The sequence below is a fragment of the Lachnospiraceae bacterium KGMB03038 genome, from assembly GCA_007361935.1.
Taxonomy (GTDB): domain Bacteria; phylum Bacillota; class Clostridia; order Lachnospirales; family Lachnospiraceae; genus Massilistercora.
Genome location: CP041667.1, coordinates 1,225,325 through 1,238,812, shown reverse-complemented (window position 1 = coordinate 1,238,812; position 13,488 = coordinate 1,225,325). Strand labels below are relative to the sequence as shown.

The window sequence follows — 13,488 nt, the reverse complement described above, 5'->3', positions numbered from 1 at the left end:
TCTCCTCCTTTCTTACAGGCCCATCATCTCCCGTACCACACGGTCTGCCATTTTCACAGCGCCTACCAGAACCAGCATGTTAAAGATCAGTTCCGCTATATAGCTCCACACCATTGTGACTGCCGCTGCCTCCGGATCAACCACTGGCGGGGATGACGCAAACACGGAGAAGATAATGCAGGCCAGTACAATGATGGCTCCCTCCAGACACACTGCAGCATAGGATTTTAAAAAGCTCTTTCCCACGTTCTGTGTCGGCTCCCCGGCAAAGGTGGACAGGGGAACCGGCGCTATTGCGGTATAGAGATACAGCCGGAAAAACCGCCCGTAGACGCTCATGATCATGATAAAACTCAAGACCGTAACAAACAGGCCGCCGATCAGTGTGACTGCCCACAAAGGGATACTCTCAAAAAATCCGCAGTCCTCCACTGCGGTAATGATCTCCTGTGGCAGTACCGTCTCCTGTGCGCTCCCAAATCCGGCAGCGTCCATGATGGTACTGACTATCCCCTGCACGATCTCGAACAGCGCCATCATCAGTTCCAGTCCGTAAGTGACCACGCCTTTCGCCAGCGCAAAGCGGATAAACAGTTTCAGTGCATGTTCCGGCTTTTTCACTTCCGTAAAACTTCCGCAGGTCTTTACCACGCCTACTACGAAAAACAAAACCAGAAGGGCGTACCCGATTGCCTGCAGCGCACCGTGGATACTGACGATCACGTTCCAGATGTCTCCCCCTTTGAAATTTTCCGGAGACTGGGTAATGATCTGCCAGATTTCCGCCAGTTTGCTGTTCCATGTGTCCAGGGCGTTCTGAAGGTTCTGAACCACCCAGTTATCACTCAAAACACATTCCTCCTTTCCGGCAGAAACAGGACAGACCGTTTCCGGCCTGCCCCTCTGCCCGGTTTCTGATTATCTGCTGTCCCGCTCCAGCGGTTTGTTCCGGATTACACCGTAAACATCATCCACATAATATCTCCCCACAATAGGGTTGAATATCGCATGGCATTTCACACCGTTATACTCTGCCAGATAATCATTCTCGCCCAGACGTTCCAGAATAGCTGCCTTTGCAAGCACGTTTTTCCCGTCTGTTTTCAATGAATGGATATAGCACTCACACGTTTTCATTTCCATCACCCCGTAATCAGTGTTAAGATTTCTCGTGCAAACGTAATGATCACGCCTCCGGCCAGTGTCAGAAATCCATTCGCCCGCTGTGACGGATCATGGGATTTTAAGGACAGGCCGATCTGCACGATACCAAATCCCAGCAGGATCATTCCAATGGCACGGATCAGCCCAAAGATGAATTCGGACAGGTTATTGATCACGGTCAAAGGATCATCCGCTGCAAACACGGTTGTGGCTCCTGCTGTCATCATCAGTACCAGCGCCGCATAGATGACCATGAGCCGCTTTCCTCTGCGGCTCATGGGAAGTTTCCGGGTTTCTTTCTTCTCATCTCTCTGTTTCATTGTCTGAGTCCTCCTCGTTCTTACTGAATATTTTCTCTAAATCCTCATCAGATAAGAGTTCATAGCCTTCTGTGTCCGGTGGTGCCTCTGCGATCTCGCCCTCCAGACTGTCTCCCAGCGTAATGCTCGCCACTGCCTGCGTCACTTCTCCGTGCAGGTAGGGTTTCCCCTTCCTGTCCGTGGTCAGGGCAATGTTCGGGTGTTTTAAAATATCAAATTTCTCGTCCATGACCGGTCGTTCTCCCCGGATAAAAAGAAGTGCGTAGCGGTTGTCCAGCATACGCACTTCATCCGGTGTCATCAGTTCCCGGCCCGTGATCTGATAATTGGTGGAATAGTTCCCGGAGTGTCCGGTGGACTTTCCATAAGTGTTCGTATCTATGGTAGCTTTCCCCAGCAGTTCACTGACGTACTTGTGGGTTCCCTGCTCATTGCCTCCTAAATATAAAAATTCATCGCAGTTACCCACGATACTTTCCCACTGCTTTTCAAACAATGCCTTTAACTGTGCCAGATTTTGCAGAATAATAGATACACTGACCTCTCTGGATCGCATGACAGAAAGAATCTTGTCGAAGTCATCGGGCAGGCTGACGTTTGCGAACTCATCCATCAGAAAATGAACGTGGACGGGCAGCCTGCCGCCATATTTGTGGTCTGCCAGATAGAAAAGCTGTTGGAATAACTGGGTATATAAAATCGACACCAGAAAGTTATAGCTGGTGTCATTGTCCGGGATCAGCGCAAAAAGTGCCACTTTCTTCTCTCCCAGGGAAGGAAGATCCAAGTCGTCCGTGGCGGTCAGTGCCGCAAGGCTCGACAGATTGAACTTCTCCAGTCTGGCCGCCAGTGTGATCTGGATGGATTTCAGCGTTTTCGCACTTCCGGAGTGGTAATCCTTATAATATTTCACTGCGATATGCTCCGGCTCCCGCATTTCCAGACGTTCAAACAGCTCGTCCAGAGGAGATTGGTATTCGTCATTGTCTTCCCTCACTTCCCCGGCCCGCAGAAGTTCCATGACCATCGGGAAATTCTGCTCCTCTTCCGGTGCCTCGTATTTCAGATAAAAAATCAGCGCCAGAAGAAGCATGGAAGCCGCTGTATCCCAGAAAGGATCATTGCTCTGGCTCCCCTTCGGTGTGGTCGCTTTAAACAGGTTCGTCACAAGCCGCTGCACGTCATTGTCATCCTTCAGATAGACAAAAGGATTGTAACAGTAGCTTTTCTCCATGTTGATCAGATCCAGCACACGCACGTCATATCCTTTTGCTTCCAGTAAATACCCGGTATCCCGGAGATTTTCCCCTTTGGGATCAAGCACCACAAAAGAAGTGTTTGCCTGCATAAGATTCGGTTTCGCATAAAATCTTGTCTTGCCTGCTCCTGCGCCTCCGATCACTAAGGTCAGCATATTTCTCCGGTGTTTCCGCATGTCATAGCTGATCTGCACATGCCTTGTCATAATCTTATTGTCCTCAAACCGCTTGGCACAATATTTCTTATTGATCTCCTGCGGGTTTCCCCACACAGCGGAACCATGTTCCTCTCCTCTCCGATACTTCCTCCGGGTAGATAGATAAATCCCGATCCCCAGTCCGTAGGCAAGCAGAAAAAGAAGGACAGTTTTTACACTGTCGTTACAGATTTCAATGGAAAACGGATGGTTCATGGCCTCCGGCAGACCTGTTAGGATTCCCATAAGACCGCCGGACAAATAAGGCGCTGTCAACAAGGCAAACCAGACCACCGGCATAATACCAAAGGTAGCAAAGATCCATGTGCTTTGCCTGTTACCGCTCTTCATGATGTCTGTGCCCCCTTCGTGGTTTTTCGGGTGGCACCTCCAGCTTTGCGATTACTTTTAGGAGAACGTCATCCACTGCGTCCGTGGGCCGTTCCTCCTTTAACATCTGGTTCCGTTTGTCTTTCAGCGAATGGAAGATCACACCGCATTCATATTTATCCAGTTCCAGAGTAACTCTGTCCTCGCTCAATGTTCACACCTCCTATCGCTCCTGCACGCTCTCCCGGCGTTGCCAGTTTCCCCGTGGCTGTCCGGATTCCCGGTTCTGCATATGCGTTCGGTTCTGTCCGTTCTCTCTTTCCGGTCCGTTCTCTCTGTTCTGTCCTCCTTCCAGGTTCTGGCCCACCTGTTCCTGCTGTCTCTGGCTCATGCGGTTCTGTTCAAACACTTTCGCCATACGAGAAGAAATGGTATTGGCAGCTTCACGGGCCTTTGACAGTTCAGCCCGCACTTCCTGCGGCTCCATTCCCTCCAGAAACGCCGGAGCATAACTGAAATCATATGCCTGTGTGTCAATCCCATACTTTTTGCAGAGCATATAGGACGCACAATAGGCATGGAAAGCGTCCTCGTTCCGATCATACGCCGGATCTCCGTCCGCAAACCCGGCAAGTGCCAGTTCCGGTGTCAGGCACTGGAAGATCTCCTGTGCGTTCATGCCTTTTCGCACATAGATACAGTTTTCCTCCGGTTCAAAAATTGCTCCTTTATCCTCCGGCATTTGATCCGGCTCCGCTGTCACAATACTGGCCGGAGGATTATTGATCAGTGCCCGGATCAGAAGCCTCTCATCCATTGCTGTCTGCGGCTGCGGACGCTCACTCATGGTGGTCTGGGAAATATCATACAGCTTTTTTGCATTGTAATAGGTGCCGATACTCCCGTCCTCCCGCTCATATTCCTTTCCCGGTTCCATGATCAGAACCGGATTCTGCCGCTCCGCACGTTTCACAAATACACCCTGTTCTCTCCAGTAACCATAATCTCCCAAGCGTTCTGCGTCCGGCCTCTGGGCCAGGATCAGCAGGGCATTGTTAGCGGTATAACGGTCAAACCGTGCCTGTACGTCCAGATACTGCTGAAATTTCCCGCTGTCCGCAGCCACTTCATTTGTGATCTGCTCGGACAGCTCATAGCAGCGGCTCCGGTTATTTTTGCTTTCTGCAATAAAAGCCGCCTTTTTATCATCCTGTGGCACTGCCGATACATTTAACATGGAATCAAAGTTGTTCTCCATACTCTCTACCTCTCTTTCGATTTTCTCGGTTTTTTCCGGTTCTGCGGCTGTGTATGCTGTGTCTGCCTTGTCCGGCTGGGTTTCTCTTTTGAAACCGTTTCCTGCGCCTTCCCTTCCGCCTCTTTCTTCCTCGCTGCCTGTATTTCCTTAAGTTCTTTCCGCACAGATGGCTTTTTCGGTACGGATGGGGTGTACAGCTTAGAAGTACCCTCGGCGGTTTTGTCTGGCCTCACGGAGATAGGCTCGGACAGACGGGATTTCTCTGTCTTTGCCAATGAGGGGTTTTGCTGCTTTCCCTCTTTCTTTACCGGCTCCCCAAACAGTTCTTCCATGATCCTGTCCTCCTGCGACTTCTCCGGACGTTCCTGCTGTGGAACTGCCGGGGATTTCCCGGATACCGCTTTTTGATCCTGGAACTGTTCCTCTTTCTGCTTTATCTTTCCGGTATTTTGCTCTACCTTTCCAGAGAACACCTCCCGGCTCTTTCCACGGGATTTTTCTTCTCTGCTCTTTTCTATCTCAGTCTTGATCTGCGCCGCCTCTGTAACAGAAGCAAACTTGAATCTCTCCACGATCCGGTTAATCCGGGGAGCGTCCTCCTCCTTGACCACTACATCAACCATCCCGTCTATGCTCCCTTTCGGATTCCGCACCGCACAGTACAAAATCCCATACCGCTTAGCCTCCGTTACAAATTGTCTCAAATCACTCTCTTTTACAGAATAAACGGTCAGCGGTTTCCCGGAACGGACAAGGGTTTCTAACCTTGCTCTGCCTTTGGTCTTTTTCTGTTCTTTCAGAACCGCATATAAAAGCACCGCAAGCTGTTTCGCTCCGACACCTGTGATCTTCAAGGCCGCCTCGCCCACTTCCAGTGACATCCGCACTACTTGATCAGCGGCCTCGCCCGATGTGTTCATGATTTACTTCCTCCTTTCCCTTGTGATTTTCCTGCCGCACAATTTCTATCTTCTGTCGGATTAATCCGGAACGTGCGGCAATCCCGTTACAAAGCACCACCTCCCCTCGAAGTTCCCCGATCCGGGTAGTCAGTCTGGAAATCTCCGCTTTCATTTCCAACAGACTTTCCTCATCTTTAATACTGCGGCACTGATACCGCAAATGCTGCCGCTCATTACTTAACTGAGTTATCTGCTCCTGCAGAGATCCCTTATAAGAAAAAAGCTGCTCGTCCGTGTCAATATGACAGCGGCAAAGCAGCCTTGTCTCTTTGGATATCTGTTCCAGTTTTGCCAAATCTTCCCGTAAAAGAAAATGAAGTTGTTTCGGAGATACGGACGGACGTCCTTTCGGCAGGATACCTAAGAGGAAACAGTAGTGCAGATACAGACCCCGCAGTCCTCCGATTTTTCTCTTCGGCAGGTTTCCTCTTACATGCACAACATACCGTTTTTTCTCTGACTGTCGCTCTTGCTGCGGGATAACAGATGTCTTTTCCTCCAGTATTCTCCTCCGGATCGACTCCAGAGAATAGTCCTTTCCAAAGTTTCGTTCCAGTTTCAATCCCCGATCCCGTCCTTCCGGACGGATAGTGATGTCTTTGCCAAACTTGATGGAATAACCTTTCTTCTTTAGAAAATAGAAGAACTGTTTCTCCGTCCTCGCCCGTATAATCGCCTCATCTACGTCCGCCCGGACGATACTGCGATAAGTTGGCCTGCCTTCCTGCTCTGCCCGCCACTCTCCGTAATGCCTGGACTTTCCCGGCTGAGGATGTTCGATCACGGACAAACCATACTCCCGGCAAAGGCGGTCAGAAACAGAACGCATTTCCCGGTAGTCTTGATGAGTTCTGTGATACCGTTTCCCGTCTGTATAGGAAACAGAATTAACCACAAAGTGGTTGTGAAGATGATGAGCTTTGTCCAGATGGGTAGCAACCAACACTTGGAAACGCTCTCCCCACAATTCCTGCGCCAAATGGACTCCGATCTCATGGGCCATTGCCGGAGTACACTCTCCCGGAGCAAAAGACTGATACCCGTGAAATGCCATGATTCCCTCGTCTTTTCCATACCGCTTTTTGACTGCCATCATTTCGCTACGGGCAGTGGAGGGCGTACAGTTGACACCGGAAACATACTGCTGCATAACCTGCTCTGTTTCACTGGCAATCTCATCCTCTCCTTTCCGTCTGGTCTTTTCCTCATTGACCGCATAAGCAATTACATCAGAAAGACTCTGCACCTCCTCGGCCTTCTGTTTTTCATCTCCCGGAAATTGCACAATCTCTGGAGTGGTGGTCTTTTCCGGGTTCTCCACATAGATCACGACTTTCCCCAACCATCCTTTCACACTCCAGATGGATGTGGTGGCCATGTTAAGTTTCCTCCACAGATTTTCTGCTCATTGACTCTGGCAGGATGACCGCCTCCGTAATTTTCTTTACGGTATCTTCAAACATCCGCATATCCCGATCATACCGCTGCACATCAATCACATTTAAAGTATGTGCTTTCTGTGCAATCTGATTTAAGTTATTCCCGATCCGGTGGAGTTCTCTCATCATGGAATAATAGTCCGGCGGCGGAGCGTCTCTCGGAACCACGCCGCTGATCAGATGGCGGAGATATGCCTCCCGGCTCAGACCACTCTTCTTCACTTTCTTATCCAGTGCTTCCGCCTCTTTCCGGTTCAGCCGGAACAGGATTGCCACATTTCGTTTTCTCATCGCTCCATCTCCTTTGCTTTTTCTATGGATTCCGATATCTGACGCAACTGTCGTTTATCTTTGTCAAACTCATATACCCGGTCTGACAGGATTTCATCACGGGCTACTTCTTTCTGATTCACTTCACGCACCATCTCTCCCATTTCTTTGGGTGTCATGCCGAGATCTTTTGGAATGACAATCATCTCATGGAGAGACGAAGGAAGAAGATAACAGCCCTGTGGAAATACGGACTCCAACTGTTCCTGCAGATTGGGATAGGCTAGGACAGAAGCGCCATTTAATCTTATCGGGTTACTCAGCACATACATACCTTCTTTTGGTAACTCTGCCCCTTCTTCCAACTGCAGGAGATTTTGTGTTTCAAAAGGAAGTCCCATCATTTCCATCATCAGATCATCCATGCTCATCAGTACAGCCGGACTGCCCTTGACTGAATTTTCCACCGCCTTCTGGTAAACTTCCTCCGGGCGTACTCCCCACTGACTCAGCATTTCATGGGTTACTTTGACACTCCCAACTCCCTCCCCGGCGGGCGAAGGGAATTCAATCCGGCAGATTACAGACAGGTCTTCCATTTGCTTATACGGAACTTTGGATAACATCCGCTGATTCGCTTTTGTATTGATGACCTGCACGGTTAAATAATCCTTCACAGAATCATAGTCCGTAAAATCCAGACTTTCCGGCAGCTCCCGCACAGACAATGACTGTCTGCACACATCGGCGATACGATTCATGATCCGATCCATAGGCTCTCCCTTGCGAACCTGATCATAAAAAGGCTCCATATAGACAACTGGAGCGATATGCTGTCCCGGCATATTGAGAACAATTCCTGTCAGCACTACGCCATTATTCTTCTGCTGTTCCGTAAGCGTACATTGCATGTTCTGATATTCTTCTGGCAGATAATCTTTAATCTGCTGTGTCACACCCTCTGCGAACACTTTTACTGCTATCATGCTGTATCGCCCCCTTTCTCTTTATCGTCTGCTGATATTTTTTCAGCCTGTTTCCCGCAGCTTCTTTTTCTGTCCTTATCATTTCCATGCGTATCATTCGTCTACCTCCCTGTCATGCTTATACAGACGGTTGATCTGCATAAGACACATCATAGCCACACCGATCATACCGCCTACCATTGTTCCGCAAATAAACTGGATCATCTTCATTCCTACCTCCATTTCTTCTAAAAGGGTTTCAGGGATGTTTCCCTGACAAGCTGCCGGAGGGTTGTCAGAGAAGCTCTGGCAATCCAAAGGCGTTGCTTGCTGGTATTGTGTATCACACTTCGCCTATGCTCCGTTTTCGCCTCCGACGGATTATTGTCTGCCGAAAAAAGCACTTCTCATCCCTGTTCTTTTCCACAAAATTGTCGCCTTCTACCGTTCCAAATTTCTTTTCCTATGACACTTTTGTCGTTTTGTCTGCCGGATTCCCAGCCGGATACAGAGGCTGTCATTACAGTCTTTTCCCTGCTTTGGCGGCTCATCTTTTGTCCGGTATTTCTTCGGAAGAACAGTCTTTATAGCCTGTGTCGCAAGTCTTCCCGTCCGGTCATTATCCAGATGAAATACAACCATTTCCACCTCCGAATGTTCTTTCAAAAATCGTGTCAGAGCTGCCGGAACCTTGCTTTTCTCGATTTCTTTTGCTGGCTGATATACTCCTGCGAGAGACAGCAGGTGTTCCTTTCTCCAGTTTTTCCCGTTCAGCTTTTGTTCTGTAGCATAAGATAACAAGTCAATAGCTGACTCAAACAGATGAACTGAATGGCTTTTTTCCTCTGACTGAATACAGAACGAATAGTTTTTGTCACTCCCGGATGCCTCGCCGATAAAGTCTGTACCGATCCCACGCAGAGCCGCATAACGGGGTATTCCCTTTTCATCTTTACCCACAAATACCACGTTATGATAGCTCTCACTCTCATAAATCTGTTTGGTTTCCATGCAATAACGGATGATCTCCCTGTCAATTCCACGATTCTGCAGGTAGAAAACAGCATAATTCTGAGAATGGTAAGGCTTTGGAAGGATCAGCTTTTTCTCTGTTTTCTATTCGGCTGGTATAGAAACAGGCGGCTGTATTGCCGCCTGTTCTGCTATGGTCTGTACCGCCTGCACAAAGTCATATCCCCTTACTTTGATCAGATAATCCAATGCGCTCCTGCCCCCGATTCCCCTGCTCCACCACGTCCATTTTCCGTTAGAAATTTTCAAACTGTCATGGGATCTGGTGGTATAAGTGTTCCCCGAGAAATGCACCAACTCATAAGGTTCATAGTTTTTCAGATAGGTCAGCAGGTCGATCTGTTTTACTCTCTGCACCACTTCCGGCGCAACATAAGGCATAAATTTCATCTCCTTTCCTGCCCATGATTGGATATTCCACAACTATTTTCATATATCCGGGCATAAAAATAGCCGGATGATCTTCTTTTCCTGAAAACCATCCAGCTATGTAATTGCCTATTATGATATAAAATTTTTGACTCATAAGAACCCATGAATTACTTTTCTATTGTTTACATATATAATTTTCCCATGGCTCATATCCCTTCATAAAGCTAAAATCATCTCCGTTTCTAAAACTCTTTATCAGTTTTTCTCTTATTTCTTGAGAAAATGGACATGAAAAAAGCCGGGTGATTTTCGTAATTGAAAACCCTCGGCTATGTATTTTCATTATATTCTTAGAAATAAGTCAATTACATACATATACTTTTTTATTTCTTTAAGCTGTGATCTATATCGATGAGGTTTTATGCTATCGTTTTCTTTCAACCAACTTATTTTATAAATATAGAATTCCCCATTCTCTGTACCACCATCATCAACATTTACTACATTGCCAATCATATCAGCATTAATACTTGAATCAATCCTTTATCCGCTTGCAACACCTAATGGATTCATTGACAATGTATAAATAGCATACCTAAGTCACAACCACCACTTCAAGTGGTGGTTTGGGTTAGCCCTAATAAAGGCTGATTACATGCGCGCCCAAAAGAGCGGGTATCGCAAGCATTGTTACTGGTCCGCTTATAAAGCGGTACTTCTTGAATCTTCCTTTCTCGACTCTTCTGCTTGCTCTCTGATATACTTCTTGATTGCATCTTCAGTGATACTACCAATTGTTGATACATAATATCCTCTGGCCCAGAACGCTTTGTCCCATTTGCTCTGTAAATCGGGATGCCTATCATATATCATTAACGTACTCTTGCCTTTTAAGTATCCCATAAATTTTGAAATACTGTACTTTGGCGGAATTGCTATACTTATATGAATATGATCCTCACATACTGCACCATCTATGATCTCTACTCCTTTATATCTACACAATGAAGATATAATCTCTCTTACATCCGATTTCAACTTTCCATATAGTACTTTTTCTATATTTCGGAATAAAAACAATGTGGTATTGGCATTTCCACTTTACGTGTGATAAACTCATATTGTCCTTTTGGGACCGCCTCCTATACTAAATTTTGAATTTAGCTTGCGACACCATTCTCATTCTAGCATAGGAGGCTTTTTATCGATATCCTACACGCTCCTGCTTACTCCATTCTCCCCAGCATAGCTGGGGGATTAGGCTTTTCATTTAATAACTGGTAAAAATCCATACTAAAAAGGCTGAAACATAAATATGAATCAACGCCTTTTTCTGGACTTTGACAAAGAGTACAGTTTACCCTTTTTGTACATTTTTTCTATGCGCCAGCCCTATGCCATAAACGAGAAGAGAACATTAGCGTCTTGCTTCAATTTCCACTATATTTATGTCCACAACTTCTTTTAGTACCAAGTACGCATTTTTAAAAATAATCTGCCATTCTTCATCAAGTGGATCAATGATTTCGTGAAAAAGAGCGTTACGCAGACGATAGACAAAATCCAGGAACCATAAAATGCTATTTGTTTTCAGGATTTCAAACAAGTCCTTATACCATTGTTCTTCGCTGGCCGTCATGTCTCTAACAGGTTGCCATTCAACATCCCTGTGATATAAAAAATAATTCAACGGGCGCTGTCGAATTATTTCGTAAGTATCCCTGTTAAGCATCATCTCTTCCTTTGTCTTAAATGATTCGTCTTTGGCATTGAGCGAAAACACAGACCATACTGCAGAAATAGCCTGCTTTTCAAGATCGTGAATTTTTGTTATCACTCTTTTCCCATAGGTTGCTTTTTCATACATAGCTTTGAATATCTCGACAATCTCATGAACAACTCCATAGTTGATTTCCTTCAATAGCCATGATAAATAGTCCTGCTCGCTAATTTCCGGATTCTCTGCTATGTACTCAGACGAGCGATTCAAAATATTGGAAATATTCAACCGAAAATTCAGGTTTTCGTTATATTCTTCCCCGTAATACTTTCCGAAGAGTCGAACAAATCCTGTGATGATAAAGCTCCATTTCGTTCCACGGTTTCTATTCATCTTAAACCCAACTATAAGACATTCAGATTTATCTGGAGGGATCTGTTTGTATGTGAAGGCGAAATTCTCATTGATATTGTAAAAGTCCCACAGATAATACTCTGGATATTTCTGTAAAATAACATTACGACCTTCTTCATACACTTTTTCAATTGATGCCATAATATTATCGTCAATAATTAGTTTTTTATAGCCAACCGTTCTGTAAAACTTTTTGTAGGCGTCCAGATACTTTTTATCGCCACGCCGGTTATATGCTTCTGGAAACATGGTTCTCAAGGTAGAGATATACGCAAACCAAGTTTTGATAAAAAGAGAAACGAAGTCTGCTTCAGTGACCGTCTTCCAATTTTTATATGTTGCATCCGGTATCATTGTACTACCTCCCGATTGGGGATCTTATCGTTTAGCCATGCATGTGCAGCAACTTCTCCCTGTTCAATAGCAATTTCGATAGCTCGAGTAGCTAAATTAAAATACTTTTGGGATTCTCCCTTGTACTCCACAGCTGCTTTATAGGTGTTTGTTATTTTAATCTGAATTCTCTCATCGACGAAAGGCACTATAAACTCATCGATTTGTGTGGGATAGAGTTCCTGTTGAGCAGATCCACCACATAGCTTTTCCGTCTGGAGTCTTCCGACAAACGAATTCATAACAACTGCGATATAAATCGGGTAGGACTCGTTGATTCGTAAGATATTTACATGATTGCTTGCAACTGCTTTCTCTGTACTAAGATATACAGCTGTGCGCCCAATGTTTGCACCTGTTGTGTAAGTCAAAATGTCACCGAAGATAACACGACTTGTAGGATACATGTCCCATGCATCGGAAGTTGTTTTTTCAAAACCATCATAATCAAGAGAGTTTTCCAAAATATGCTTGCTGTTAATTACTTGCAATGTCCCCGATTTATCATATTTCGGCTGTCTTCCTCGAGAATTAAACATCGCAATATCATGTATAGTTTTTACTTTTTTGCTTCGACTCATTATTAGTTCGTATAGAAGATCGTATTTTGGAGAATAATATTCAGCATCCAATCTACCAGTTTTACCAAACGAGTCTGAGTAATTTTTTTGAGTCAAATTAGAACCAACTATATCGTCTTCAGAAAATCCCAAAGCATCAGACAATAACTTTTCACAATCTGCAAAAGATCGGTCAGATTTATTACGAAGTTGCAAGCCCCTATGAAAAACACCAAAAATCATTTTCTGAAAAGGCATGCTCATAACTGGGATAATTACATTGTTTTTGCAGTCATCCAAATTAAGATGCATTTGCACATTACCCGTAAACCGTTTTCTCATTTGTGCAATGCCATATACACAGTTAAGGTAAGCCACAGTATATTCAGAAAGAATCTTTGATGTGCTCTTTAATTTAATGGCAACAGTATCTTGAGACACATTGCATTCGGGCATATCAACATATGCAGCAGCAGGACCTCCAGTTTTAGATAAGATAATGTCTCCCTTTACAAGCCGTGTTTTGTTGTGTTTTGCATGTTCTTCTTCTGGGATATATACAATATTTTCCTTCGATATTAGCATTTTGTCAATGTTGGAAATACGGACAAAAGGAATGCCTGTTTCAGCATAACATGATGCGCTAATATTAAAAATTCCTTTACTTACCAGTGATGCTTCTTTATTAAATGTAGTGCATTCATGCGTTTTCGCGAATTGATTGAGAACTATGTATTGTTTTTGATAAAGTTCAGAATCAAAACGATAACCTGTTTCTAAAGCTGATAGATATACTTCACTACATTCCAGCCCATCCATCAAAGCCTTGTACT

The 13,488-nt window shown here is 45.3% G+C and carries 12 protein-coding genes and 3 pseudogenes; all 15 read right to left on the bottom strand.

The annotated features are described in order from the left end of the window. Positions 1 to 12: 12 nt before the first annotated feature. A complete protein-coding gene (locus tag FND36_05930) occupies positions 13 to 849 on the bottom strand; it encodes a hypothetical protein (GenBank protein ID QDW73614.1) in 837 nt (278 codons plus the stop codon). 69 nt (positions 850 to 918) lie between these two features. Beyond that, positions 919 to 1,137 (bottom strand): hypothetical protein, encoded by a 219-nt coding sequence (locus tag FND36_05925; protein QDW73613.1) that lies wholly within the window; start codon positions 1,135 to 1,137, stop codon positions 919 to 921. Between the two features lie 5 nt (positions 1,138 to 1,142). Further along, entirely contained in the window at positions 1,143 to 1,484 is a 342-nt protein-coding gene (locus tag FND36_05920) for a glutamyl-tRNA amidotransferase (protein QDW73612.1), read from the bottom strand. Next, a complete protein-coding gene (locus FND36_05915) occupies positions 1,468 to 3,291 on the bottom strand; it encodes a type IV secretory system conjugative DNA transfer family protein (protein QDW73611.1) in 1,824 nt (607 codons plus the stop codon). Before FND36_05915 ends, FND36_05920 begins: the two co-directional genes overlap by 17 nt. Continuing rightward, entirely contained in the window at positions 3,278 to 3,481 is a 204-nt protein-coding gene (locus FND36_05910; protein ID QDW73610.1) for a hypothetical protein, read from the bottom strand. Before FND36_05910 ends, FND36_05915 begins: the two co-directional genes overlap by 14 nt. A 159-nt stretch (positions 3,482 to 3,640) precedes the next feature. Next, positions 3,641 to 4,528 (bottom strand): annotated as a pseudogene (locus FND36_05905) (hypothetical protein). A gap of 5 nt (positions 4,529 to 4,533) precedes the next feature. After that, the gene (locus FND36_05900; protein QDW73609.1) at positions 4,534 to 5,448 is read right to left on the bottom strand and encodes a PcfB family protein; all 915 of its coding nucleotides are present in this window, start codon (positions 5,446 to 5,448) and stop codon (positions 4,534 to 4,536) included. Then, positions 5,423 to 6,868, bottom strand: coding sequence for a relaxase/mobilization nuclease (locus FND36_05895; GenBank protein ID QDW73608.1), 1,446 nt, complete (start codon positions 6,866 to 6,868; stop codon positions 5,423 to 5,425). The genes FND36_05900 and FND36_05895 overlap by 26 nt, the downstream gene beginning before the upstream one ends. A 1-nt stretch (position 6,869) precedes the next feature. Continuing rightward, positions 6,870 to 7,220 (bottom strand): MobC family plasmid mobilization relaxosome protein, encoded by a 351-nt coding sequence (locus FND36_05890; GenBank protein QDW73607.1) that lies wholly within the window; start codon positions 7,218 to 7,220, stop codon positions 6,870 to 6,872. Further along, on the bottom strand, positions 7,217 to 8,185 hold the full coding sequence (locus tag FND36_05885; GenBank protein QDW73606.1) for a hypothetical protein: 969 nt from the start codon (positions 8,183 to 8,185) through the stop codon (positions 7,217 to 7,219). Before FND36_05885 ends, FND36_05890 begins: the two co-directional genes overlap by 4 nt. Before the next feature lie 93 nt (positions 8,186 to 8,278). Beyond that, complete coding sequence (locus tag FND36_05880) at positions 8,279 to 8,395, bottom strand: DUF3789 domain-containing protein (GenBank protein QDW73605.1); 117 nt, start codon at positions 8,393 to 8,395, stop codon at positions 8,279 to 8,281. Between the two features lie 210 nt (positions 8,396 to 8,605). After that, a pseudogene (locus FND36_05875) lies at positions 8,606 to 9,577 on the bottom strand (DUF3991 domain-containing protein). A 693-nt stretch (positions 9,578 to 10,270) separates the two neighbouring features. After that, a pseudogene (gene tnpA, locus FND36_05870) lies at positions 10,271 to 10,688 on the bottom strand (IS200/IS605 family transposase). Between the two features lie 297 nt (positions 10,689 to 10,985). Beyond that, on the bottom strand, positions 10,986 to 12,056 hold the full coding sequence (locus FND36_05865) for a hypothetical protein (GenBank protein ID QDW73604.1): 1,071 nt from the start codon (positions 12,054 to 12,056) through the stop codon (positions 10,986 to 10,988). Further along, complete coding sequence (locus FND36_05860) at positions 12,053 to 13,474, bottom strand: hypothetical protein (protein ID QDW73603.1); 1,422 nt, start codon at positions 13,472 to 13,474, stop codon at positions 12,053 to 12,055. Before FND36_05860 ends, FND36_05865 begins: the two co-directional genes overlap by 4 nt. Positions 13,475 to 13,488: the final 14 nt, after the last annotated feature.